The sequence below is a fragment of the Brevibacillus sp. AF8 genome (assembly GCF_021270385.1).
Lineage (GTDB): Bacteria > Bacillota > Bacilli > Brevibacillales > Brevibacillaceae > Brevibacillus.
Genome location: NZ_JAGQDN010000001.1, coordinates 150,375 through 176,038, shown reverse-complemented (window position 1 = coordinate 176,038; position 25,664 = coordinate 150,375). Strand labels below are relative to the sequence as shown.

20 protein-coding genes are annotated in these 25,664 nt (G+C 46.8%); 2 read left to right on the top strand and 18 right to left on the bottom strand.

The window, feature by feature from the left end; genetic code table 11:
- The 9 genes from nikB to KB186_RS00595 form a co-directional block, all read right to left on the bottom strand.
- The gene (gene nikB, locus KB186_RS00635) at positions 1-939 is read right to left on the bottom strand and encodes a nickel ABC transporter permease (RefSeq protein ID WP_232772882.1); all 939 of its coding nucleotides are present in this window, start codon (positions 937-939) and stop codon (positions 1-3) included.
- A 227-nt stretch (positions 940-1,166) separates the two neighbouring features.
- Complete coding sequence (locus KB186_RS00630) at positions 1,167-2,279, bottom strand: serine hydrolase domain-containing protein (RefSeq protein WP_232772881.1); 1,113 nt, start codon at positions 2,277-2,279, stop codon at positions 1,167-1,169.
- 31 nt (positions 2,280-2,310) lie between these two features.
- A complete protein-coding gene (locus tag KB186_RS00625; protein ID WP_232772880.1) occupies positions 2,311-3,954 on the bottom strand; it encodes an ABC transporter substrate-binding protein in 1,644 nt (547 codons plus the stop codon).
- 40 nt (positions 3,955-3,994) lie between these two features.
- On the bottom strand, positions 3,995-5,074 hold the full coding sequence (locus KB186_RS00620; RefSeq protein WP_232772879.1) for a M42 family metallopeptidase: 1,080 nt from the start codon (positions 5,072-5,074) through the stop codon (positions 3,995-3,997).
- A 25-nt stretch (positions 5,075-5,099) separates the two neighbouring features.
- Positions 5,100-6,665 (bottom strand): AMP-binding protein, encoded by a 1,566-nt coding sequence (locus KB186_RS00615; protein WP_232773069.1) that lies wholly within the window; start codon positions 6,663-6,665, stop codon positions 5,100-5,102.
- 26 nt (positions 6,666-6,691) lie between these two features.
- Entirely contained in the window at positions 6,692-7,462 is a 771-nt protein-coding gene (locus KB186_RS00610) for an enoyl-CoA hydratase/isomerase family protein (protein ID WP_232772878.1), read from the bottom strand.
- Complete coding sequence (locus KB186_RS00605; protein WP_232772877.1) at positions 7,449-8,333, bottom strand: amidohydrolase family protein; 885 nt, start codon at positions 8,331-8,333, stop codon at positions 7,449-7,451. Before KB186_RS00605 ends, KB186_RS00610 begins: the two co-directional genes overlap by 14 nt.
- A complete protein-coding gene (locus KB186_RS00600) occupies positions 8,320-8,982 on the bottom strand; it encodes a TetR/AcrR family transcriptional regulator (RefSeq protein ID WP_232772876.1) in 663 nt (220 codons plus the stop codon). Before KB186_RS00600 ends, KB186_RS00605 begins: the two co-directional genes overlap by 14 nt.
- A 254-nt stretch (positions 8,983-9,236) precedes the next feature.
- Positions 9,237-11,492 (bottom strand): ATP-binding cassette domain-containing protein, encoded by a 2,256-nt coding sequence (locus KB186_RS00595; RefSeq protein WP_232772875.1) that lies wholly within the window; start codon positions 11,490-11,492, stop codon positions 9,237-9,239.
- A 433-nt stretch (positions 11,493-11,925) separates the two neighbouring features.
- Here KB186_RS00595 and KB186_RS00590 point away from each other — a divergent pair, with 433 nt between their 5' ends.
- A complete protein-coding gene (locus KB186_RS00590) occupies positions 11,926-13,146 on the top strand; it encodes a helix-turn-helix transcriptional regulator (RefSeq protein WP_232772874.1) in 1,221 nt (406 codons plus the stop codon).
- 58 nt (positions 13,147-13,204) lie between these two features.
- On the opposite strand, the gene KB186_RS00585 is transcribed toward KB186_RS00590, so the two are convergent.
- From KB186_RS00585 to KB186_RS00570, 4 genes are all read right to left on the bottom strand, one after another.
- Entirely contained in the window at positions 13,205-14,290 is a 1,086-nt protein-coding gene (locus KB186_RS00585; RefSeq protein WP_173609197.1) for a serine hydrolase domain-containing protein, read from the bottom strand.
- A complete protein-coding gene (locus KB186_RS00580) occupies positions 14,290-15,723 on the bottom strand; it encodes a serine hydrolase domain-containing protein (protein ID WP_232772873.1) in 1,434 nt (477 codons plus the stop codon). Before KB186_RS00580 ends, KB186_RS00585 begins: the two co-directional genes overlap by 1 nt.
- A 27-nt stretch (positions 15,724-15,750) precedes the next feature.
- The gene (locus tag KB186_RS00575) at positions 15,751-17,370 is read right to left on the bottom strand and encodes an ABC transporter substrate-binding protein (RefSeq protein WP_232772872.1); all 1,620 of its coding nucleotides are present in this window, start codon (positions 17,368-17,370) and stop codon (positions 15,751-15,753) included.
- A 97-nt stretch (positions 17,371-17,467) separates the two neighbouring features.
- Complete coding sequence (locus tag KB186_RS00570; RefSeq protein ID WP_232772871.1) at positions 17,468-18,490, bottom strand: MerR family transcriptional regulator; 1,023 nt, start codon at positions 18,488-18,490, stop codon at positions 17,468-17,470.
- A gap of 359 nt (positions 18,491-18,849) precedes the next feature.
- On the opposite strand from KB186_RS00570, the gene KB186_RS00565 reads away from it, so the two are divergent.
- Complete coding sequence (locus KB186_RS00565) at positions 18,850-19,407, top strand: helix-turn-helix domain-containing protein (RefSeq protein ID WP_221866939.1); 558 nt, start codon at positions 18,850-18,852, stop codon at positions 19,405-19,407.
- Between the two features lie 59 nt (positions 19,408-19,466).
- Here KB186_RS00565 and KB186_RS00560 read toward each other — a convergent pair whose 3' ends face one another.
- From KB186_RS00560 to KB186_RS00540, 5 genes are all read right to left on the bottom strand, one after another.
- The gene (locus KB186_RS00560) at positions 19,467-20,399 is read right to left on the bottom strand and encodes a D-alanine--D-alanine ligase (RefSeq protein ID WP_221866940.1); all 933 of its coding nucleotides are present in this window, start codon (positions 20,397-20,399) and stop codon (positions 19,467-19,469) included.
- A 46-nt stretch (positions 20,400-20,445) separates the two neighbouring features.
- The gene (locus KB186_RS00555) at positions 20,446-21,936 is read right to left on the bottom strand and encodes an aminotransferase-like domain-containing protein (protein WP_232772870.1); all 1,491 of its coding nucleotides are present in this window, start codon (positions 21,934-21,936) and stop codon (positions 20,446-20,448) included.
- Positions 21,937-22,133: 197 nt separating this feature from the next.
- Positions 22,134-22,364, bottom strand: coding sequence for an aspartyl-phosphate phosphatase Spo0E family protein (locus KB186_RS00550; RefSeq protein ID WP_173609204.1), 231 nt, complete (start codon positions 22,362-22,364; stop codon positions 22,134-22,136).
- A gap of 354 nt (positions 22,365-22,718) precedes the next feature.
- Positions 22,719-24,113 (bottom strand): helix-turn-helix domain-containing protein, encoded by a 1,395-nt coding sequence (locus tag KB186_RS00545; RefSeq protein WP_221866942.1) that lies wholly within the window; start codon positions 24,111-24,113, stop codon positions 22,719-22,721.
- 157 nt (positions 24,114-24,270) lie between these two features.
- Complete coding sequence (locus KB186_RS00540; RefSeq protein WP_232772869.1) at positions 24,271-25,533, bottom strand: aminopeptidase P N-terminal domain-containing protein; 1,263 nt, start codon at positions 25,531-25,533, stop codon at positions 24,271-24,273.
- Positions 25,534-25,664 lie beyond the last annotated feature (131 nt).

The window sequence follows — 25,664 nt, the reverse complement described above, 5'->3', positions numbered from 1 at the left end:
TTACCGCCCCTCCTTTTCCGTAATGAGGTCGACACGCGGATCAATCAAACCATAGAGCAAGTCGACCATCATATTTACCACGACATAGACGAAGCCCATCAGTAGCACAATACCCTGAATCATCGGAAAATCACGGGCTGAAATCGCTCCGATAGCTAATGTGCCAATTCCAGGCCAGTTGAACACTTGTTCGATGATAACTGCCCCGCCCAGCAAAGTCGCGATTTGCAAGCCCACCACCGTAACAACAGGAATCATGACATTGCACAACGCGTGTCGGAATAGGATGATCGACTCCCTCAAGCCCTTGGCCCGTGCCGTTCGAATGTAATCATGGGAAAGCACTTCGACCATACCTGAACGCGTCAGTCGGCTGATCATCGCGGAAGACAAAACGCCCAAGGTACACGCAGGCAAAACAAGATCCTTCCATCCCGTACCACCCGCAATCGGAAACCAGCCTAATTGAACGGAAAATAACATAATGACGATTAACCCCAGCCAGAAGCTCGGCAGCGATAATCCGATCGAAGCTGCCGCCATCAGCATAAAGTCCAAGAGTGTATTCTTGTATTTCGCAGCAATCATTCCCATCGTTAAGCCAATGACAACCGCGATGCCAATCCCAGCAAAGGCTAGTTTGGCCGTTGCCGGAAACCGTTCCATTATTTCCACGATGACTGGTCTTTCTGTTTGTAAGGAGGTCCCGAAATCTCCTTGGATGACTTTTTTCATGTAGGTCAGGTACTGATGAGGAAGGGGCTGATTTAGCCCCATTTGTTCACGCAACTGTTCCACTTGTGCTTTTGTAGCCTTTTCCCCTATCATAATCCGTACCGGATCACCAGGAATAAAATGAACGAGCGCAAACGAAAAGATGGAAATGCCGAGGAGGACAATCACTCCTGATAGCACCCGATTCAACAAGTACTGTTTCATGATTCGTTCACTCCTCTCTTCCAGATTGCGTATGGCTAAACTCGCTTGGGAATTTGGCGATAAGAGCCCATCATGCGAATTACCGTTTGACTTTTGTCTCGTATAAAGCGTACAGTTTGATCCGAGCCGTCAACGTTCGCAAGAAAAACGTCTTCGTCGATAGCTTTTAAAGAGAATGAGTCCGAATGATCTACCGTTATGATCAGCGTACCTGCATCCACGCTTACCTAAAGATGAATTCCTTCCATAGAGCCATACTCGCCCGCATATTCATGCAGACGCTCTGTCGGGAGGTCATATTCCTTATACGTGACATGCGTTGATTTCGCCGGACGATTCTCAATGCAGTGAAACGTGCCATGTGCCAATGCGGCAGCCGGCGAACCACTGAGATTAGTGAGCACCACGGTAGCCAGTCCGTATTCCGGGATGATACTCATGTGGGCTTGGATCCCTTTTTCTCTGCCGCTATGGCCCAGCATCACAGCACCGTAGAAATTGGGTGTAATCGCTACACCATACCCGTAATATTGGTTTTGTTCGCAGCGGAAATAAGGGGTGATCATCTGCTGTACACTTTCCGTGCGAAGAATCCGTTCCTTGCCAATCAAACCTTTCGTTCGAAACAGCTCGGTGTATCTCATCATATCGGTGAGCGTTGATTTTAATCCGCCGGATGATTGAAACGGCGGTGTCTCAAATAGCGATGTTCTATCCTCGTACCCGTGCAACTCCGCCAAAGAAAAGCAACTATGCTGCATTCCCGCTGGTTGGAGAATATGCTCCTTCACATACGTCGAATATGGCTTGCCGCTTGCCCGCTCAACAATTGCTCCCAGTAGCGTATAGCAATCATTGGAATAACTGAACTCCGTACCTGGTGCGCCCAATAAAGGAAATTCCAGTTGTGCCATATAAGACATCAATTCCTCATAAGTATTTATCCCACGCTTGAGTGCTTCATCGACGCAAGATAATGGCGGCAAACCGGAGGAATGAGTTAGAAAGTTGTGAATGGTGATTGCTTCCGTTCCACCACTTCCCGTTTTTACTTGAAACTCTGGCAGAAAACGGGAAACAGGATCGGCAACCGTCAGTTTTCCGGCTTCCTGTAGCTGCATGATCGCAATAGCGGTGAACGATTTCGTAATCGAAGCGATTCCGAACAAAGTATCAACTGTCACTACCTGACCTTGCTCAATATCTCGATAGCCGAAGCCTTTGGCATAAATGAGCTGTCCGTGTTTGGCCACTCCAATTGCAGCTCCAGGCACCTTGCTTCCCAACATTGTTTCTCGGGCAAACTCCTCATAACTCACGATCCATTCCTGATTGTTCATCACCTGTTCTCCTTGTTTTTTGTTTCTCCGCTTACTTAACCCACACGTCCTGATACCATTTCAGTCCGGATGGATCAAGCATCAATCCATGAACACGGTTGTTTACCACGACAAACCGTTTTTCCGTGTAAATGGGAATCCAAAACGCCTCCTCTACAGCGCGCTTCTGAAGATCTTCATAGATTTTCGCTCTATCGTCGCTCTTCATCGTCACCTGTCCCTTTTCCAGTAAGGAATCGATCGTTTTGTCATGGATAGCTGAACGATTCATCCCACCGATCTGACTTGAATGCATGAACGGAAACAAGATATCAGGGTCATCAGCGACGTATCCATCCAGCGCCAAGTCAAATGTGCCGGCAGCAGTTAACTGGTCGACTGCGCTGCCTTCCAGAGTAATGATTTTCACGTCTACCCCAATTGCTTTGAACATTCCTTGCATCAACTGGGCAGGTTGAAACCATGCTTCCATACTCAACAATTCGAGATGAAGCGGTTTTCCTGCTTTCTCCCTTATCCCTTGTGCATTCAGTTTCCATCCGGCTTCTTCCAGGAGCTTCATCGCTTCCTCGGGGTTGTATTTGTATGCATATTGGGCAATGGATTGATCGTATCCGAACAAATTTGCTGGCAGCGGACCATCTGCAACAATTCCTTCGCCTTGCAAATGCGACTGCACGATAGCCTCTTTCTTTACTGCCATTTGCAACGCTTTGCGTACGTTTTTATCTTGTAAAATTTCGTTTTTCAAGTTCAGCTCGACAAACAGCCCCAAACCGCGCTTTGTCTGCTCCAGTACGGTAAAATGATCGTTGTTCTTGAATTTCTTAGCGTCTTTCGCAGGCAGATCAGCGATGTCGATGGTTCCGCTTTCCAAAGCAGCGACAGCCGTTTGCGGATTTCGAATCAATTTCAGAACTAATTTGTCCGGCCTCGGTGGTCCTTGATTTTTAAAGAAGGGCATTGCCCAGCGATACGCATCATTCTGAATCAGCGTGATTGAATCTCCTGATTTCCAGCCCTCCATCTTCCATGGACCGACACCGACCGGATTCCTTCCGTATTGATCCCCAAACTTTTGCACAGCTTCCACCGAGAGTGGCTGCATCCAGCTCGCGGAAGTGAAATAGGTGAGGAGTGTGGCAGACGGTTCATTCAACTCCAAAATAAGGGTCTGATCATCTGGTGTTTTAATCGATTTGATGATGCCAAGAACCATCCCTACGCCTTTCGGAGCGATTTCCGGAGACATGGCCCGCTCAAACGTTCGCTTGTACGCCTGTGCAGTAAGCAGCGTCCCATCATGAAAGGTAACGCCTTTGCGAATCTGAAATGTCCATGTCTTCCCATCTTCCGAAATGGAGTACGATTCCGCCAGATGGGGATTAACCTCATTTGTTTGGGGATCTCTGTAAAGGAGAGCCCCCCCTAGATTGAGTGCGACCCCCTCTGTGCTTAACGTTGTCGATTTGTGGACATCGAGTGTATCTGGTTCACTGCCGATCGCGACGGTGATCGTTCCTCCCTTTTTCTCGGATATACTGGCATCTTTATTTCCTACATCCGTATCTTGTTTCGTTGCAGGTGCATCGCAGCCGGACACGATTGCCAGCAGTACGAAACAGGAAAGGACAATGCTCACAAACGTGGCGCTTTCCCGCTTTCTTATCCACATGAATGACACCACTCCCTTGTTTGGGAAATATCCTCGCCCCCTACGATTTGAGCCAATCAACCGTTTTTTGATCTAGCTTTTTGACGAGAGCCGTCAGCAATTTCACCGTATTTTCCACATCATCATGATGGAGAATCGAAGCGTGACTGTGGATATAACGCGCAGGGATTGCAATGACGATGGATGGAGCCCCTTTGCCAACCATATGAGCAGCTCCTGCGTCCGTACCCGCACCTGCAATAGCACCATATTGATACGGGATGCCTTCCTCTTCCGCCGTATCAAATAACAGATCCCGCAACTTCCGATTGGGCACGAGCGAGCCGTCGAATAGACCAATCGTAGGCCCGCCACCGCACTTGATATCAGGCAAATTAGGAGAGTCGGCGCTTCCCGGCGTGTCAAACGTTATCCCCGTCTCCAATGCAATGAATAGATCCGGCTGCACCATATACGTGCTTGTGAATGCGCCGCGGCATCCCACTTCTTCTTGTGCTGTAGCGCCGCTAAATACGATGTTGGGATGATCCGTTTCTTGCAACTGTTTCATCACTTCAATGGCTGTCAGACAACCGCCGCGATTATCGAGCGCTTTTGCCATATACATCTTGTCATTTGCCATCACCGTGAAAGGGCAGATCGGTACAATTGGATCACCCGGGCGAATTCCCAGCTCCTTTGCCTGTTCTTCGCTGGATGCTCCGATATCGATGTACATCCGCTCGATTTCAACCACTTTCTTTCGTTCTTCCGAAGACAGCAGATGCGGCGGTTTTGACCCGATTACGCCGACAATATCCCCTTTGCGTGTTTTAATGTTCACGCGCTGTGCCAGCATCACCTGCGACCACCAGCCACCAAGCGGCTGGAAGGCGATGAATCCATCCTTCATCACACGCGTTACCATGAACCCCACTTCATCCATATGGCCCATCATCATGATTTTCGGTCCATTGGCCAGGCCTGTTTTCTGACCGATTATGCTTCCCAGATTATCTGTGAACACTTCTTCTGTAAGCGGTTCCAAGTGCATGCGTATTAATTCTCGCACTTCCTGTTCTTGTCCGGGAACGCCGGAAGCCTCTGTCAGCTCTTTCAGTACCTTTACCCAACTATTCATTCATATCTTCCTCTCCATTTGCAGGTTATCTCCATGTATCATCCATTCGATCATAGGAACCGATGCGAAGATCTGCTTTTTCGTTCGCCAGTACATGCTTGGCTATACGCTCAGATGGGGTACGAGGCAATTCACTACGGTATTCCCAATATCGTGGAACCTTGTAGTAAGCAAGATGCTCGGTGCAATGAGAGATCAATTCATGAGGAGACACCGTTTGGCCCGCTTTCACTACCACGTATGCCTTGATTTCTTCCCCGCGTATTTCGTCCTTCAATGGAAGGCAGGCGGCATATTGCACAGCCGGATGCATTTTCATGACTTCCTCAACCTCAGTAGCCGAAATATTTTCCCCACTCCGGCGAATCATCTCCTTTTTTCTGCCGACATAATAGATGTATCCGTCTTCGTCCATTCGCACCAAATCTCCGGTGTGGAACCAGCCGCCCTGAAAGGCAGCGCAAGTCGCATCAGGATCTTTATAGTAGCCATCCATCAGCCCCAAGCCCCGCAGGAGGAGCTCGCCAACCTCCCCCCTCGAAACGGGGCGATTTTGAGTATCAACAATGCGGACAGTCCGGTCTTTATCCGGTTTTCCGATGCAGCCTGTTCCGAGCAATCGGTCATGATCTTGTGGTTTAACCGAAATATCTCCGCCTGTCTCTGTCATGCCAAAAACCTCATACCATGGCGCGCCCCATCGCTCTTCCAATTCGCGGTGCAGATGCGGGGGAATGGCCGAGCAAAGGATGGTGCGAACGTTATTTTCCCTGTCAAATGGTGAGCGTGGTGCTTTGACCATGAGCGTGGGCATGATTCCCAGACAGTAGAAAAAAGTAACGCCATATTGCCGTACTTTCTGCCAAAATGTAGAGGGATGAAATCGATCGAGAACCACAAGCTTTGCCCCTACAGCGATTGCCCCCAGCAAATTCCACTGCGGGTCCATATAGTAAAAGGGCTGCGCCGTTAACAGTACATCTGAATGGGTCAAATGGGGATGCTGCTCGACCATCTTGTTTGCTATGGTGAGCCAATATTCATGTGAGAGCATACACCCTTTGGGGAAGCCTGTCGTGCCGGATGTATACTGGATGTTGACTAAAGTTTCAGGAAAAACGGTAAGCGCTGTTGGAGTCGTGGGCGCTGTCTCACACATTGCTCTGAAATCGACAACGTTGGGATCGTCTGATTGGTCTACTGAGAGGATTGTTTGGAGGGTTTGTAAGGAAGGTCTGATCTTCTGTAGTAGGGATAAAAACTCCTGTGAAGTGACAATAACGATTGCTTCGGAGTGGTTTAGGATATACTGTGCATCGTACTCTTTGTAATTTACATTTATCGGCACGATATTCGCGCCTAGTTTTGCCAACGCCAGCCAGGTAAGCGGGAATTCCGGCTGGTTCCTCAGCATGACGGCTACCCGATCCCCGTAGCCAACGCCCAGCACTTGGAGCATGTTGGCGATCTGATTGGAACGGTCTTCTATCTCCTTAAATGATAGTTGTTCATTCCATTCATCAAAGACAAGCCCGATTTTTTCTCCCCATCGTTTGGCCGCCCGTGCCGTCAAAGACTTGATTTCTTGCACGTCCAAAAGGTTTCAGCCCTCCTTCTCTAAACCGATCCTTTTTTTCGGAACCCTTCAGCCGCCTGCTTGGATTCAATCGTTTGCACGGTTGCCAGCGCATGCTCGATCTCCAATTCAAAAGCTGCCTCCAGATCGCATTGTGCCCCGCGATTTAGCGCAAATTTGGCTTTTGCAAGCGCTACTTGCGGGAGCTCCGCTAACCGTTTCGCCCACTTGTCAGCTTCTTCAGCTAACACTTTATGATCCACTACCTTGTTGACGAGTCCTAACTGCAGTGCTTGCGATGCACCAAACCTTTCGCCCGAAAACAGCAATTCTTTCGCCCGGACCAGTCCGATCGTGATGGGAAGGATATGCGAAATCCCTCCGGTAACACTAAGTCCCACACTCACTTCGGGAAAGCCGAATTCGGCATCTTGAGCGGCGATGATCAAATCGCATCCGAGCGCAAACTCACACCCTGCTCCTAATGCATAACCATGGACCGCAGCGATCACCGGGAAAGGAACACGCTGGATCTTTCGAGTTATATCCTGAATCTTCTGTAAATTAAGGCGAAGATCAGCCTCATTTGCAGGCTTTTCTTCATGCCGCAAATCATGTCCTGCACAAAAAGCATTCCCGCGGCCAGCCAGTATTGCTGCCCTTACTCCTTCCCGTTCCAACTTGTCGAGCGATCCATACAGCTCCTCTACCAATTGTGGAATCACCGCATTTAACCGCTCGGGGCGATTCAGGTGAATCCAGCCTACCTCTTGATGGATCTCACACTCTACCACCGCCTTACGTGTTGTCATCCTTTATTACCTCCGTCTTTATTTTGGAAATCAATGCTTTTGCATTCGAACCGAGCACCTTCTCCAGCACCTCGGGCTTTATGCTTAATTCCTTCCATTCTGCAATCGCGCGTTCCAGAGGAAATACAGGCCAGTCTGTTGCAAAGAGGATTTGATCTTGCAAGAGGTTGTTAGCTAACCTGTACATCATTTCCCACCCTGCTCCTTGCACTCCCAAATACTTTGGAGAAAGCCCGCCCAAATCCATCAGAACATTGGGGTGCTTGCGCGCTACGGCAACCATTTCGGGCACCCAGGGCCATCCCCCATGACACGCAATCAATGTTAATTCCGGAAAATCACAGGCGACTTGATCCAGCAACAGCGGGTGTTCATTCCGGATGGGATGAATCATCGAATAATTAATTCCGGTATGAATAGCAACTGCTAAGCCTAACTCGGCAGCCTTTGCGTATACGGGATATAATTTGCGATCATCAATCTGCATCTCAAAAAATGCAGGCTGGATGTTTACTCCCAGAAAGCCCAGTTCTTTGATGCGGCTCACTTGTTGGACAGCGCGCATCGGTCTAAAATGCTCCATTGAAATTGTACCGAATCCTGAGAAGAGCCTGGTGTGAGCGGATATGACTTTTGCCAATGCTTCATTCAGCGCATCCCCATCCTCGCCGAATTCGTATTCTGCGTGCATAATGGCGTGGTCTACTCCTGATTCCTTCATTTCTTGAATCAAATCGTCGAGCGTTTTCGCGATAGTCGATCTTACTTGTAACACCGCATCATATTGCGCGACGTACTCATTTCGCATTTCACCTAGGCTCGCCTCACGGAACTGCTGTGGCAAGCGGACACGGGCATCAAGAATGTTCATCCGCAGTAGCCCCCAGCCATGGTTTCATAAAAAAACGAGCGGGTTCAGGTAGATCCAAATCGGCGACAGTCAGTTGCTGGCCGTTTCGCTTTGCCTGAACGAGTGCAAGCGCCATATCTGAAAAATTCAAGCTGATTTCTTCCAATGAATTTGGGCCATCGGGCGAGTACCAATGGGCGACACCTGTGCACATTTGAAGCAAAGCCAGGACGGCAAGCTTGGTATTTTCTATCGTAAATACGCCCTCCTCTAATCCGCCCGTTAAAATACGCTGCCAGAGCAGCTCATATTCACTGCGCAACTTGGCAATTTCTTCGCGCGTATTTCCTGTCAGCGCACGGAACTCGGTATCTACTACTAGCGCTGTTAGCTTGTCAATGGCATGGCTGGTAACATGAAGCTGTACAAATGCTGCCAATTGCTGTTCGGGCGCTTCAAGCTCAGCGAGTACTTCCTTTGCATTCCCAAGAAGAGTCTGTAATCCTTCTTGCATGATGGCAACGAGCAGATCCTCTTTTGTCTTCATGTAATGATAAAGGGTGGAAGAGGTTACCTCTGCTTCTAGGGCGATATCACGTATGCTGGTTGCTTCAAAACCTTTTCTTGCGAATAGCCGTAATGCTGCTTGAAATATTTTTTCTTTTGTCAAAAAAGCGCGCTCCTTTCTACCGATGATTGCAGGAAAAGAGAGTCCCTCATGTCCAGTTACTTGTGGCGGTACCAGGTACCATCATCTGCTTTTTGAGTTTAGCCGATCGATCGATCGATAGGCTGTTTGTAATCACCACTTTACTAATCACCTGATTTAATGTCAATATTATTTTTTATTTTCTGATATTTATTTTGGCATAACAAAAATCTCCTCCGGTTTCCCATGAGGAGATCTGAATTCGTTATGTTTCATTACTTCAAGTATCTTCCCGTGATCGATTGCTCCGCATGGATGATCTGCGGAGGTGTGCCCTCGAAGACCACCTGACCGCCGTAGCTGCCTCCGTCCGGCCCCATATCGATAATCCAATCCGCTTGGCTTATCACATCGAGGTTGTGTTCGATGACGATTACCGTATTGCCTGCATCCACGAGGCGGTTCATGATCTCCAGAAGGTGACCGATATCGGACATATGCAGCCCAGTCGTCGGCTCGTCCATCACATAGATGCTGCCCTTCTTGTGCAGCTCGCTTGCCAGCTTGATGCGCTGGCATTCCCCGCCCGAGAGCGTGCTGAGCGGCTGGCCGAGTGTAATATAGTTCAACCCTACATCACTCATCGCCTGGAGCTTGCGCACAACCTCTTTTAGCTCAAAAAATTCCAATGCCTGTTCGACGGTCATCTCCAGTACTTCTGCAATTGACTTGCCGTTCAGCTTGTACGCGAGCACCTCTTCCTTGAACCGTCTACCTCCACATACTTCGCACGGTAGCTTTACGCTTTCAAGGAATGCAAGGTCTGTATACACAACACCCAGTCCTTGGCAGTTCTCGCAAGCACCTTTGGAGTTGAAGCTGAACAAGCCTTGGTTGACCTTGTTCGCGGAAGCAAACGCCTTTCGCACATCATCCATAATCCCTGTGTAGGTCGCGGGATTCGAGCGCGTTGACACGCCTACCGCCGATTGGTCAATGACGATCGCATCTGGATGCTTGGCAAGGAATACTTCGTTAATCAGCGTACTCTTCCCAGAGCCCGCGACACCGGTAACGACCGTCAGCACTCCTGTTGGAATATCAACATTTACATTTTGCAGGTTGTGTAGTGTGGCGTTTTCGATGGTCAGCTTGCCAGTCGCTTTCCTGGAATCTTGCTTGAGTTGGAGCGGCCGATTCATATGGGTACCAGTCAGAGTCCCTGACTCTAGCAGGCCTTGGAAGTTTCCTTCATACACGATGGTACCGCCGTGGCTGCCAGCGTGAGGACCGACATCGACGATATGATCTGCCACCTTAATTACATCGGGATCATGCTCGACGACAATGACGGTATTGCCCTTGTCGCGCAGCTTCTGAAGCAATTCGTTTAGTCTATGCACATCACGCGGGTGCAGGCCAACACTGGGCTCATCGAAAATGTAAGTGACATCCACCAGACTGCCGCTCAGGTGCTTCACCATCTTGACGCGCTGTGACTCGCCGCCGGACAATGTATCCGTCTCACGGTCCAGCGTCAAGTAGTCCAGTCCGATATCGACCAGATGCTGCAACCGCTCCGTCAGCGATTTGACCATCGGTTCAGCAACTGAATCGTCAATCCCTTGAATGACGCGGATAAGCCGACCGACCTCCATGGAGGACATCTCCGCAATATTAAGTCCGTTGATTTTGCAGTTTAGCGCGGCTTGACTGAGTCTTGCTCCGAGGCAGCTTGGGCAGGGACCCTCAGAGATGAACGGCGCAACAGCTTTTTGTGTACGCTCAGACTTCGCCTTTACATCCTGCTTAATGTATTTGTTGGTGAACTTCTCAATAACGCCTTCCACTGTAATATTCGTTGCCTTCCCTGCGAAATCCATCTTCACTTTTCTCGCCTTGCCATAGAGCAGTTGCTCCAGTTCCACTTCCGAATAATCGCTCAGCTTCTTGTCTGGATCGAACGAACCCGACTGCACGATGATCGTCCAATCCCAGCTGTCCACTTTATAGTCCGGCAGCATGATTGCCCCTTCATTCAACGACTTGGACATGTCTACTGCCTTGCTGAGGTCGACGCCTAATTTGCGACCGATCCCGTTGCATTCGGGACACATACCTTGTGGATCGTTAAAAGAGAACATGTGCGCTTGTCCAACATTGGGCTTTCCTACTCGGGAGAAGAGAAGACGGAGAATGGGAGAAATATCGGTAATCGTGCCCATCGTGGAATGGGAACCGCCGCCCAACCGCTTCTGGTCCACGATAACTGCCATGCTCAGGTTCTCGATCGCGTCCGTATCCGGCTGCGGATAGCGCGGCAGGAAATTGCGAACGAACATGCTGAAGTTTTCATTCAGCAATCGTGTGGATTCTGCAGCGATCGTATCGAAGACGATCGACGACTTGCCGGACCCAGATACACCGGTGAAGATCGTAATCTTCCGCTTGGGAATACGTAAGGAGACGTTCTTGAGATTGTTTTCCCTCGCACCCGAGATTACGATATACTCCTGATTAGACTCGCTCATGCCCATCATCCTTCCGATAGTATTCAGTTTTACTTATATTTACATTGTACCATGAAAAAGCTGTTAGGGAACATCAGTTCCTCCAACAGCTTTTCATTGTCAATCATCCCATGTTTCTTTGCTTGATTACAGAAGAGGCAAAATTGCGTTCGCGTACGCCTGGGCTCCCTTTTGATTAGGATGACCGATGGAGGCACGTTTGCAAATCTCGAAATCCAAGCCTGTGCACCCAGCTTCTGTGCAGGAGACGAGTCGCTCGGCTGTGATCAGGTCTTGGGGTGTCAGATCCAAATTGATGCCGAATACATAGGGATCATCGGTCAGCGCCGCATGCTCCGGATCAAAATTCGGATCAGCGAAAAAGATACTGCGTCCGCTCGTCGAAGCTGCTGCCGTATTGCGTCACTTCAATTAGGATAATCTGTCTTTTTTATTGAAAAGGGAAATTACGGCGTCCGAGTTTTTCCAATTGATCCGATTTTCGTTTGTACGGAAAGTGGACAGCGGCTGGACGATTCATTCCTTGATGAGAGAAGCAATCGCCCAGGACATGCGGGCACGCACTCCTCTTCATTTTGCAGATTTGCAAAAGCGGTCCGTTCACTACTATTATGAGAAGTTCACCAAGTCAGCCCATTCGGTCCGCACTCCAGAGGCATTGGAGCTAACCTTCTTTTTAGGTGACGCACTCATTCGCGCTTTTTTAAATTGGTTCGATCCATTACCCCAACCATTCGAATCGATCCACATTGGTCATCGGGAAGAACTGCTGGAGTATATCCGCAACCAGCGACTCTGTCCCTCCCCTAAAACAATCAAACTGTTTGATCCGCATACAAACCGCCATTTTGATTTTCACCTGACAGCGGAGACCTTGTACCCATTGAATTGGCTTGATCATGACCGACTATTCTCTCTCGGGTATGACGTACTTCGCGTTCTGCGCAATGAAAACGGAGCGATCTCGGCACTTGCCGCAGTTGTTCCCATCAATGAAAAAACTCTTCCTTATCTGATGGAACATTCCGGCTCCCGTTCCTATTTTACTGCGCTATCCAAACAAGACCTAGAACGGTTCTCCGTGCCAGAACACGCACGAGCAGGCTGGTTCATTCACACGATTCATCAAGACCATTACGAGGATGTTTCCCAACACACTGCCATTGGCCATTTGCTGCATGGGTTGATGTTCACTGGGGAGTTTTTGTTGTGTTCACCTGCACCAATTCCTTTTTTCAAAGCCGCCCGTGAAAGTTTGGGATTTGATATTGCTGAATTTGCCACCCACACCAACTACGATGGAGTAACACCCACACTCGTATTTTTTCGTGATACGCAAGGCGAGCATCTCCCCGCTTACTTGCAAAAGCTGCTCAAACGATCGGGATTGGATTTGAATTTGCGTCTGGAAGAAGAAGCGGTTCCATCTCTTGCTCTACCAGCTTCACAGGGCATGGTTACCTCGCAGAACATGAGCATACTGACGGTACGAGAAAGGGAAGTAGCTGCTCTTGTTCTGGAGGGATTAACGAACGCCGAAATCGCTGCCCGCTTGTATTTGAGCGAAGTAACGGTAAAAAAGCATTTGAAATCCATTTTTGAAAAGATGGATGTCAGCAACCGGACACAACTGGTGAAAAAAATGCTTGTGTAAATCGAAAAAAAGAGGAACCGTAGATGGCGGCTCCTCTTTTTTATGTACCTAACAATGGTTACGGCATGACATACGGTTGTTCGAATAAAATATTCTCGACTGCCTCTACTACTTTTTCTGTCCACTCCCGTTCCTGGTCCACGTTTGTGAGATAAATAATCGTTTTATCTTTTTGAATGTAACGTCTTAGCCAGCTTCTATACCCCGGCCAGCTTCCGCCGTGATGCACGACTTTTCCTGTCACCTGATCTTCACGTAGCCGCCAGCCATACCCATAATGAGATAGACTGTTGTCACTAAGCTGCACTGGGGAAAACGCTCTCTCTAGTGTTGCTTTTTTGACCAGCTTTTCTGTGTAGAGAGCTCTGTCCCACTTACGCAAGTCATCCAGTGTTGAACTGACCGCGCCGTCTCCCTGAATGCCATCCAGATAAATGACAAAATCCTGCTCACTTGATTCATCCGGTAACACTAGTGCTTCAGATGGAGCAGAATACAAGTAACCGTAGGCGTAATGCTGGATCAACTCAGGAGAATGTCTTCGGTTGTACACTTTCGTGTGCTGCATATCTAGTGGTTGAAAAATGTGTTGCTGCAAGAAATCGGCAAATCGTGTACCAGCTACGTGTTCTACGATAGAAGCCAATAATGCATAGCCAGTATTACTATACTCATACTTTTCATTGGGTGGAAACAATACGGTGGGTCGATGCTTGATTAGCTGTTCGAGGATGTCTTGATTCGTCGCGATTTTCGATTTGTCCCAATGTTCTGCAAATAAATCCATGTAATCTGGCAAACCGGATGTGTGCACAAGTAGGTTCTCTACGGTAATATCGTCATAAGGGAAATCTGGGAAGAAGCTGTTCACTGTATCTGTATAGTCGAGCTTCCCTTGCTCTTGCAAGATCATGATGCCCATTGCTGTAAACGCCTTGGAAACGGATGCAAGCTCAAATACAGAATGCGGTGACAATCTCTCGGCCGTTTCGAGATTGGCCATTCCTATGGAATTTTGATAAAAAGGTTTTCCTTCTTCCAAAATCAAGATGTTGCCGCTCCAATTATTTTGTTCAGCAATCGCAGAAAAAAGCTCATCAAGCTGGCGGCATCTTGCATCACTTACGTTGGCTCCCAGTGTCATTATTCGTTTCCCCCACTCGTTTTTGTAAATTGTCTCCCCGAAAAAGCCATTCGAACAATCTTATTCTTTTCAGCTCTGATAAACCGTGCCGCGAAATCTGTACCAAAAGCCCGGACTACAAAGAGATCTTCAGAAAACGGCTTCATTACGTAGTTTTCTCCCAAAAAAGAGAGCATTAGCTGACCATTTTCCAATCGGACCGGCAATGTCCCAAACTCACTAGAATGATAATCCCCCACGAATTGATTCATTGCTTCCTCAGTTAGGAAATCAATCTTGCTAACCAGATGAGAGGATTCAGGAGGGCGGTTTTCCAGACTGTTTAGCGCACCCACCATAACTGCCAGAACCGGCGACAATTCTAGATTGGACAGTGCCACTCCGGCCAGTCCTGTTTCGGGAAAAAAGCACATCTGAGCCGTAACCCCTTTAATACCACCACTATGCTCCACTAATGTTTTTCCATAGTAGTCAGTTGTTATGACCAAGCCATATCCGTAAAATTGACCAGGTACCAAGTCAGTTGGAAAGTAAGGGGTTATCATTTGTTGTACACTTTCCGGCGTCAGGATACGATTGCCCCGTGCGGTAAGCCCACCTTTGCAGAACATGTCCGTATATTTCAACATATCCCGCACGGTTGATTTTATAAATCCTGCCGCCCGAGAAGCGGGAGAATCCCACCAGTTCGGAGATGAGAGCACTTCCTTGTGATCGCCTCTGTCTCGCATGATATACAGCTTTGTAATATTCTCATAGCCATTTAGCTCTTCCAGAAAAAAGCTCGTGTGCTCCATCCCGATTGGATCGATGATATGCTCCTTGACATAAGCCTCATACGACTTCCCGCTGACGCGTTCAATGATCGCTCCCAGCAAGGCGAAGCAGTCATTGGAATAACTGAACTCCGTGCCTGGTGGCCCTAGCAGCTCTAAATCTAAAGTAGAGATTACACTCATCAGGTCTTCGTACGTATCGATTGGGACCGTTTCATCTGCCTGATTTTGCATCAATGGAAGGTCTTCTACCTCGTTCGCTTCCAAGCTTCGCATCACACTTGCCAAAAATGTGGGCAAGGGGGGAATTCCACTCGTATTCGTCATAAAATGATGAATCGTGATTTGCCCCACATCAAGATTTTTCAGACGGAATTCCGGCAAGTATTTGACAACAGGGTCATGTACGGATAACTTACCCGCCTCTTGTAATTGCATGACTGCCACACAAGTAAAGGATTTTGTTATCGATCCGATACCAAAAACCGTATCGATTGTAACTCGTAACTGCCGTTCCACATCACGGAAGCCAAATCCGTTACTATAGAAGGTTTGACCATCCTTTGCTAATCCCATACAAACACCAGGAACCTGACTTTTGGTTATCAAATTTTGGGCATATTTTTCAAAAGAATCAATCCATCCGTTATGTTGCATGCGCTTCTCTCCTTTGTTGGCATGTAGTTAGTTCTCGACCCAGCTGTCATTATATGTCGGCATGACAGATGTCCACTTTACTCCTTTTACTCGAGAATTTATGACAGTATAGGCCTTATCGTAATAAAGAGGGACAACGTACGCTTGCTCAATGAGATGCTTTTGTACATCCATATACACTTGCTTTCTGGCATGAGTCTGTAAGGTTGTCCGCCCTTTCAAAAGGAGGGCGTCTAGCTTGTCGTCTTTTACACCAGACAGGTTGTAGGCACCGCTGGAATGGAAATAAAAGTATAAAATATCAGGATCATCATAGACGCCCGATATCAACGTTACATCAAAATTTCCTTTGATGACTTCCTGCATGTACCCTGCTATTTCCAGATTCTGTATCTTTATGTTGATACCAGCCTCTCCCAGCATGGCTTGGAGCAATTGGGCTTCTTTGTCAAAATCTGCGGTACTGAGTAAATTCAGACTCAGTGTTTTTCCGTCCTTTTCTCTCACACCACTTCCATTTACTTTCCAACCAGCATCGTCCAACAATTTCTTGGCTTCGCTCACATTATACGCGTACCCGTACTTTTCTAAGGATTTGTCATACCCTAGCGTCGATGGAGATAATGGCGTATGGGCTACTTCGCCTTCTCCCTTCGTAACAGCCTGGACAATGGCTTCTTTATTGATGAGCATATGAAATGCTTTACGCACCTGAATATCTTCAAACGGTGGTCTCTTCAAATTCATCTCCATCAATAAGCCCAGTCCTGGACGCAAGCGTTCTATCACTTGATATTTCGAATTATTCCGATAATAGATCGCGTCTTTCGCAGGTATTTCCGTTGCTACATCGATAGCACCACTCTCTAGCGCTGACAATCTGAGTTGGCTGTCAGCAATCGCTTTTATGACAAGCTTGTCGGCTCTTGGAGGACCTTGATTTTCATAATATGGTTCTCCCCACTGAAAAGCTTCATTTCTAATATAGGTGACAGCTTCGCCCGTATTCCAACTCTCAAACTTCCACGGCCCTACTCCCACAGGACTCCTGCCATAATCCTCCCCAGCGTTTTCAATCGCTTTCAATGATAACGGCTGTGTAATATAATTCCCTAGCGAATCGAGGAAGGCAGTATTGGGTTCATGTAGTTCCAAAACGAGGGTCTGATCGTCTGGCGCTTTCACACTTTTTATTGGAGCCATTACCTCAGCGGCTGTTTTTGCTTTTGTCTGTGGATTAAGAGCACGATCGAAGGTTTCCTTAAAACTTTTTGCGGTCAGCGGTGTCCCATCGTGAAAGGTAATCCCGGAACGAATGGTGAAGATCCACGTTTTGCCATCCTCAGAAATTTTAAAGTCACTAGCTAGAGAGGGCTTGTATTCGTTTGATGCAGGATCCTTATAGAGCAGAGATCCACCGAGCAACCAGGTATAGACCCCAGCAGATCCAGCAGACATGTGAGCATCTAATGTATCTGGTTCATAAGGGTACGCTACTGTAATGGTTCCGCCCGATTTTGGTTTGGCACTCTCCTGTTGCCAGGTTGGAACAATTGTTTGCGTGCTGCAACCAACCACCAGGAACAGACATAGCGTGACAAATCCCCCTATAAAGACACTGTACGTTTTTCGGTTGTTTTTTTTCATGTGTCAGCATGCCACCTCCCGCCCTTTTTTATTTGAAAGAACTTCCGATGATGACAGATGATTTCACCTCCTTCGCAAGCTGTAACAAAGAGTACTTTTACTCGTTATCCAGTTGTTGAAGCTTACACTGTACTCCTTGGTAGAATAATTCATTTGTTTTCATATACGATTGCAGACCTGGGTACAGGATTATACAAATTCTTCTAAAGCGCTCGAGATTTTCGGTTTGGCTTGAAAGCAACCATTCAGCAAATCGACGGAAAAATGATTGCGAGACAGGGAGTTCGTCAACATCCGCAAACAGCAACACATACTCTTGAATATTCGCCTGTACGACAGGACTATCTGGAGTTGCATGTTGCTCTGCTGCTTTCAACAGCTGTTTATGGTTTTTAAGCATTCTGGCAGTCCACATCTCCACACTGATTTTAGGCAGGTGAACTACTTCCAGGAAGGACATAACATTATGCTTCATTTCCCGGACAATCTGTGGATCATTAAACATTGCCTCCAACTCATCTAATGCAGCCGTTTGCGCTGCCGAACGATTGCCTTCCAGCAACGAAGAGACGTTAACCCCTAGTAAAAATATCTCTCGCCATTCAACCGGAAATTGTTCAGGAAAAACGGACGAAAACATTTTTTCCAAAATAAACTTTTCTCGTTCCAATGCATTTGTGGAAATCGATTCAATTAGCTCGTGCATATAGCTCAAAGAATCATTGCCATCCTTACTCTGCTTTGTTTGTTCCAAAATAGTCTTCATGCTGGCAAGTGTACGCATTTGGATGTCCAAAGCTTCGATTTGCCATTCTATCGCCATATCAACAGGGATATCCCCAGCTAACATTCTCTTAATATCATCAATTCCAAAGTTTAAATAGCGCAGGGTTAGGATCAGTTTTAACCGCCATATTTCCTCTGCTGTATACATACGATGACCTCCAGGAGTTATCTCAGCAGGTGAAAGCAGGCCAATCTCATCATAATACCGAACAGTGGGTACAGAAGATCCTGTCATTTTCGCCACTTGTCCTATGGAGAACTTCACTTCCTTTGTTGTTAGATCGTTCTGTTGATTTTGTGTGGTGTCTAATCTGTTCCTCGCCTTTGCGTGCACGTTATAACACCCCCCTTTAGCCAATTATAAAACCTCATGTCACTTGAGATTCAAGAGGCAATATGAAAAAGCCCGGTGGTTCTTGACACCTGATTTCGTAAACAAGATCGGACGGTTGGAATTATTCATAGATATCTGTGCTTACATAGCTCAGACCTGAATGATTAATCGTTAACACAGCAGCAACATTTCCATCGGAATTTTCCGTGATCCTTGAAAGATCTTGTTCTCCATAGACATAGCACCTCTTTTCGTATATTTTGGACTATATAGTGTCTGGTCCGAGCTATATACAGATTAATTGCAGAATATAGCGTACATACATGGAATATAACGTCCGAATTCAATGGAGGGTATTTATGGAAGAGTTTCACACAAATATTGGTGAGAATATAAAGCGTATCCGAAAAGAAAGAAACTTGAGCTTGGATAAAACTTCTGAAATAACAGGGGTTAGCAAAACGATGCTCGGACAAATTGAGAGAGGCAAGTCTGCGCCAACCATCACTACCCTTTGGAAAATAGCTAGTGGGTTGCGCTTGTCCTTTTCTTCACTCGTTAGTCAATACAAGCCGAATGTCACGATCATAAAAAAGAAGGAAGTAAACCCCATTATTGAAAATAACGGTCAATATCGTGTGTATCCACTAGTCCCATATAATCCCGAACAGCAGTTTGAGATCTTTTCAGTAACCCTTGAACCAGGATGCGAGCGTATAGCAGAACCGCATACTACTGGCGTTGAGGAGTTTATTCTCGTAAATGAAGGCACGCTAGAGGTTGTCGTCAATGAACAAGTTTACGTAGTTGAGCCAGAGGATACTCTTATTTTTAAAGCAGACAGACCTCACATTTATCGGAACAACGGAGATCGTATTGTAAAATGTTCCGTAGTCATTCACTACTCCAGTCAATGAAACAAAGAGAAACCCCATACATGTAGGGTTTCTCTTCCGTTAGATCACTCGTATAGATGTTATCCTGTTACAGTGTTCCCCCATTCCCGTTTCCGTTCGTGGAGCGAGCTGGCAATAATACGGTCTAACAGATGTGTAAAGGTCATACCTGCTGCACCTGCACTCTTTGGAAACAGGCTGTTTGCGGTCATCCCCGGTAAGGTGTTCACTTCTAATACGTAAGGTATATCCTGACACAAAATCATATCGACCCTTGCATAGACTTTGCACTGCAGCAGTTGGTAGCTTGCGAGCGCAGCCTCGCGCACACGCTGCTGGGTAACGGGAGGAAGCTCGATCACCTCCTCCTCCGCGCCCCCATCCTCATATTTCGCTCGGTAGTCGAACCACTCTGAATGTGCGGAGCGAATGCCGATTATCGGTAGTACCTCGCCATCCAGAATCGCGCAGGTTAACTCCGTCCCTTTCAAATAGGGCTCAATCAAGATCCCCTGATCCAAATGGCTGGCTTCCTGAACAGCCGACAGCAGCTCCTTCTCATTTTGCACGAGCTGGACACCTATGCTGGATCCCCCCAAGTTTGGCTTCACAATCACCGGGTAACCCAATTGCTTCACCGCTTGTGGATCATAAACGTCCTTCCAGTAAAGTCCTGCAGGCGTTTGAATGCCCGCTGCCTTCAACAGCATCTTGGACAGTTGTTTATTCATGCATAGGCTGCTTGCCAGGACACCGCTTCCTGTATAGGGAATACCAAGTGTCTCCAGTGCTCCCTGCACTGTGCCATCCTCACCATATTGACCATGCAGTGCCAACAGCGCGAAATCGATGCCAGCCTGCTGTACCTGCGTGATTAAATCCGCTCGCTGAGTAATGACAATGGGAACTGCCTCGTAGCGACTCCGATCCAAATGATTGATCATCTCTTGACCAGTCTTCAGCGAAACTTCTCGCTCTGAAGAAATACCACCCATAATAACGCCTATCTTCATGATGACACCTCATTTTTCTTCCAAATGGTTGTGTAGTTTGTAATCGTTATGTCTCCAGAAAGCGGCGCACCTGTTTGCCGATTATCTGAATCCCCCGCTCGATATTTTCATCCGTTACTCGTGAAAAACCTAGTCGCAAGGTATTCGTCCCTGTTCCTTCTTGAATAAAAAACTTGTCCCCCGGTGTAAAAATGACCCCTTGCTCTGTGCAAGCTTCTAGCAGTTGGCGTGTATTTACGCCTTGCGGAAAGGTAAGAAACAAATGCAAGCCCCCGTCCCCAGATAGCTGCGCCTCAGGGAGATATACTTCACAGCATGCCTTTGTCAGTTCATATTTGCGCTTATATTCCATACGGGCTTTTTTGACATATTTATCAAAGTTTCCATTTAGCAAATATTGATAGAGTATTGATTGATCGATGGTTGAAGTGTGAATGGTGCGTGCACGCTTAATGCTTTCCAGATTGTCGATCAATGCCTTGTCTCCGAGCACCCAGCCCACTCGCAATCCAGGGAACAGTACCTTGGAGAAGCTACCAATATAGATGACACCATTCCCCTGCCCTGCTGTGGCGATTAATGGCGCAACATGCGCTCCCGAGTAGCGCAACTCCTCGTTGAATCCATCCTCGATCACCGGAATCTGATAATGCATCAGTAATTTCATAACCGCACTGCGCTTCGCTGGCGACATGACTATGCCTGTCGGATTGTGATAGGAAGGAGTCAAATAGGCCAAATCGAAGCTGTTTGTCTGCTTATGCAACACCGCCTCAAGCTGCTCCACATCCATACCATCACTCTCCATCGGTATGCCGGTAATCTCAAATCCTTGCAACTTCAAATTCTTGATCGCTGTATGATGGGTCGGATTTTCACAAATGGCTGCCCCACGGCGCGCAGAAGGACGAAGTACCGACAACACGATGTCAAAACCTTCTGTAAACCCGTTTGTTATTAGCATATCCTTACCGCTTAAATCGACGCCCTTATTCTCCATATATCGCATCAAGTAATCGATCAGTGGCTTGTAGCCCTTGGCATAGCCGTAGTTGAGTAAGACCTGCCCTTCGACTGCCATCCGATCCAAAAACGCCCGCCTTACATCCCCCAAGTCAAACAACTGCTCATCCGGCGCGATGCTTGTAAATGAAATGGTTTCTTTTTTGCCGCGTATGCCTTGCTTCATCATGTCCAGTTCTACAGCAGATACAGCATATTCGTTCATTCGTGCCTTCCAGTCGATTTGCCAGGAGGCATAGCCGTCAGTTCCTTCGTTATCCGCAGTCAAATGGCCCACCATCGTGGTAACATAACTGCCTTTTCCTGGAATCGCATACGTAAATCCGTCATCCTCTAAGCCTTCGTATGCAGCAATGACCGAATTGCGGCTCACTTTTAACAGACTGCTCATTTCTCGGGTGGAGGGCAGCTTTTGATCTGCCTGAAGCGCACCTTTGATAATTAAACGTTTGACGTATTCTTTCACTTGTATCGCGACTGGACGGTCACCAACAAGCTTGAAATCCTGGAACATCCTTCATCGCCCCCGTCTATAATGATGGCATGGGAGACGAGAGAAAAAAAGAACCACCTCACTGGATTTTTCATCCTTCGGTGGTTCCTCTGAAGCGGTCAGCATCCATCCGGCGGTAAAAATGACGTAAAAAAGAACCCATTTTTCTTAAGGGTTCCTCTTTTGCAATCAGTTTTAATAGACCGATCGTGGATCCTTTACCAAATGCTATCCACTTTATGGTTGTTTTGCGCCATCACTATATACTTGTCCAATTGCTGGCTTACCCCCAACACTACGTCACTTGTTAGACCATGTTTTCCAGCCAATTCAATCATTTGCTGTCGTAGTTGTTCGATGCTTGTTTCCAGATCCAAGTGGTGGCGACTTACTTCTATTCCCGCGCCCCAGAACGTGCCCTTGCTTTTCGGGGATGTTCCTGGGTGCACAGAGACGTCCCTTTCTAATGAACTTGCGATACCTTTTATGTTAAGCACCTCCTATGATTTACAAAATATGACATTAATAACTATAAATCAATATGCAAGAATTCACCAACTAAGAAAAAATTGAATAGAAAAAAACATCCTATCGAAAGGATGTTTTTTCGTGTCTTATAAAAACTGTTTCTAAAAATCTGCACCATGCTGATAGTTAATTACGTGTTGGGCCTCAGACTTTTGTGGTTCGTAAACGATGCCACTGCTAAACCCAAACGTTAGAAGAAGGGCCAGGAATACATTTTTCATTCTTTTTCATCCTCTCTACTTATCATCTTTTTTAGTAATTGTTGATACAGCGTCCTACAACTCGTTTATAAATGTAGCTTCAGCCTTCTTCTCTCCAATTACAATGGCTTGATATTGGAGAATCTGTGATGGAGAAGCAAGATGTCGATATTTTTCAAACAACTGTACGCATTGCAGAGCATCATAATGTCGATTCATCAAATTCGATAGTACGAAACAGTGCAGGGTTTCATTGAGTCCACTTTCAATGCGCCCCTTTGTAAAATCATATATTGCTTTCTGATATCGATATTGGAGGTGCTGAACCATATTAACCAACAATGTTCGTTCATGGAATCTACCAATGTCTTCAGAGAGGCGTAATAAAACCTCATCGACACAAAAATGATATTTATTAGCAGCTTCCATAATTGTAACGAGGCCCGGAAGTATTTCATCAGGCTGCTCCGCCAGATAGTCGGTGTATTCCTTAATGATATCTTCATTTCCCATTAATACTTCCAGTGTGTAAAAATTCGCTTTCGCAAAGACAGCAAACCGCTCAACGATTCGTAACCCTTCATCGTCCAGAAGTTCAAACCAATATAAATCGGCGTATGCTTGTACATATTCTTTCGATTGTGAATAAGCGCCTTGCATCTGTAGGACTAATCCTTTATATAAATAACCCATTCCATAGTAGTAGACGAGTGGGCGTTCTGTTTTTATCAACTCTGCCGCTCGATTTTTTCTGCGTTTTTGCAGCTTATCTTGATAAATAATTTTGGAAAGCTCTCGTAGCTCATCTGCGTAAGTTTCTGCTTCACTCCATTTTTGCAAAGTGAAACAAACCTTCGCCAAATTTAATAAGGCGTCTAATTGATCCGTTTCGGGTAATCGCTTTCGATATAATGAAAAGCGAATAACAGCCTTCTCATTTTCATCGGCATTTGTCCCGAGAATTGCCTGAAATAATCGGTAGTGACTCATCACAAACTGGGTTGAGTAGCTATCTTTCTCGTTCTCAATTACGTACTCATAGAATGGCACCGCCTTTCCCAGTTTTCCCTCCTCATATAATTGCTCTGCCACAGTAAAAAGGATGGAAATATTTTTGGGATTCTCCAACAATTGGGAGGCAACAGCTTCAATGCAATCCTTTCGCCTATTCTCAGCGCTTCGAATCAAATAAGGTATCAATCGGGGGCGCGAAATTTTCCCTTCATATAAACATTCATCGGGATATAGTTCATACATCCAGCCTGGCTCGTAGCCAAACACCGAAGCGAGCGCATCTAATTGACCTATTGTGATAGCCCGAGGTGGATTCCCATTTAGAATCTCGCTCAATGTCCCCGGATTAATACCAGTTAAATCCCCTAGTTTGCTTAATGTATAACCGCGCGCTCGCCGATGTTGTTCGATTTCTGACCGCAGCGACTGGTGCAATGTCCCTAGCAGTCCCCCCATATTGGATCACCCTTTTAGTTTTACTTTATTTTACAATCAAATGGTTTTTTTTGGAAGATGTATTAGACATTTCTTTGTCGTTTTACTAGTTTTTGTAAGGAGATGTTCACATGCAAGTAACCATAACAGAGCTTGTTATGGTTACACTAAGCTTTCGCTATTCCTTTTTCCCAATCAACATTTCCACTTCCTCGATTTCCTTCGGGATCTGTGACGAGAGTATCTCGCAGCCCTCTGCTGTTACCAACACATTATCTTCAATCCGAATCCCAATGGCTTCTTCCTCTATGTACAGACCTGGTTCAATCGTGATCACCATACCAGGCTGCAAGCCAACATTGTAATCTGAGAAATCGTGCGTATCCAGTCCAAGGTGATGTGACACGGAATGATAGTAGTATTTGGAGAGCTCACTGCTGTCTTGGATGAGACCGAGACGTAGCAGACCATCTGTCAGGACCTGTTTCGTAACATCATTGAGTTCTGAAAGTGTGACACCAGGCTTCACTGCTTCGATGGTCTTGATTTCTGCTTCGAGCACGAGTTGATAGATCGCTTTCTGTCGTTCAGTAAAGCGACCATTTACGGGAAACGTTCGCGAAATATCAGCCGCATAGTAATTCGATGCTGCACCGAGGTCGAGGAGGACCAAGTCACCATCTACCGCACGCTGATTATTCGCTTCATAGTGCAAGATAGTAGCATTGACGCCACTAGCAATAATGGGTAAATAAGGAAGCTCGCGAACACCGTGCGACTTCAACGTGAAATCATAGTGCGCCTCTAGTTCATATTCCATGATTCCAGGACGTGCATACGACCACATGCGCCGGATTGCTTCATCCGTGATCGTAATCGCACGTCTGATCTCTTCGATTTCGGCCGAACTCTTCAACATACGCAGTTCTTTCAGCCATGGGCCCGCATCGTGAATTTGAAGGGTCCGGTATTTCTTCTGCGCGTCTTCGGCAAAATTGTCTGCAGGGGTCAGCTCGTCGCTCCACTGATAGCGATACAAGTCAAGATAGAGTGAGGACTTGCCTTCGCAGCGCCTCACAAAGACTCCAAATGACTCCAGCCACTCATCGAGATAGTCGAAGTGTTCAATACCAGATTGCTCCTTCGCCTCTTGATCGGATAAGACCGCCCCTGTCCATTTCGCTTCCAGCTCATTTGGGCGCTGAAGAAATAGCGTTTCGTTTACGATGCCAGCGCGTTTTGTGATCATGAGAATGAGGTTGCTGCGCGAAATGCCCGTTAGATAATAGAAGTTGCGGTTTGGTGAAAACAGATATTTATCGTCATTGCTGCGTGTCTTGACAACCCCTGAAAAGAGGACAAGTGCGCTGTGGTCTGGCATTTTTTCCGCGAGTTTTTGACGGCGCTTGATGAATTCTATTGAATGTATGGTGTTTGTCATATGTTTGATACCCCTTCGTTCGTGAGTTTCTTCACGGATTGATATCGATTGTGAAAAGCGTTCTTGATCGCTTCAAGTTCAGTATAGTCTGATAATTTTCTGCCGATTTCAGTTTGAAAGTATCCTCCTTT

Coding starts and splice junctions, on each gene's coding strand:
- nikB (WP_232772882.1), bottom strand. CDS start 939: ATGAAACAGTACTTGTTGAATCGGGTGCTATCAGGAGTGATTGTCCTC.
- KB186_RS00630 (WP_232772881.1), bottom strand. CDS start 2,279: ATGAACAATCAGGAATGGATCGTGAGTTATGAGGAGTTTGCCCGAGAA.
- KB186_RS00625 (WP_232772880.1), bottom strand. CDS start 3,954: ATGTGGATAAGAAAGCGGGAAAGCGCCACGTTTGTGAGCATTGTCCTT.
- KB186_RS00620 (WP_232772879.1), bottom strand. CDS start 5,074: ATGAATAGTTGGGTAAAGGTACTGAAAGAGCTGACAGAGGCTTCCGGC.
- KB186_RS00610 (WP_232772878.1), bottom strand. CDS start 7,462: ATGACAACACGTAAGGCGGTGGTAGAGTGTGAGATCCATCAAGAGGTA.
- KB186_RS00605 (WP_232772877.1), bottom strand. CDS start 8,333: ATGAACATTCTTGATGCCCGTGTCCGCTTGCCACAGCAGTTCCGTGAG.
- KB186_RS00595 (WP_232772875.1), bottom strand. CDS start 11,492: ATGAGCGAGTCTAATCAGGAGTATATCGTAATCTCGGGTGCGAGGGAA.
- KB186_RS00585 (WP_173609197.1), bottom strand. CDS start 14,290: ATGACACTGGGAGCCAACGTAAGTGATGCAAGATGCCGCCAGCTTGAT.
- KB186_RS00580 (WP_232772873.1), bottom strand. CDS start 15,723: ATGCAACATAACGGATGGATTGATTCTTTTGAAAAATATGCCCAAAAT.
- KB186_RS00575 (WP_232772872.1), bottom strand. CDS start 17,370: ATGAAAAAAAACAACCGAAAAACGTACAGTGTCTTTATAGGGGGATTT.
- KB186_RS00565 (WP_221866939.1), top strand. CDS start 18,850: ATGGAAGAGTTTCACACAAATATTGGTGAGAATATAAAGCGTATCCGA.
- KB186_RS00560 (WP_221866940.1), bottom strand. CDS start 20,399: ATGAAGATAGGCGTTATTATGGGTGGTATTTCTTCAGAGCGAGAAGTT.
- KB186_RS00555 (WP_232772870.1), bottom strand. CDS start 21,936: ATGTTCCAGGATTTCAAGCTTGTTGGTGACCGTCCAGTCGCGATACAA.
- KB186_RS00545 (WP_221866942.1), bottom strand. CDS start 24,113: ATGGGGGGACTGCTAGGGACATTGCACCAGTCGCTGCGGTCAGAAATC.
- KB186_RS00540 (WP_232772869.1), bottom strand. CDS start 25,533: ATGACAAACACCATACATTCAATAGAATTCATCAAGCGCCGTCAAAAA.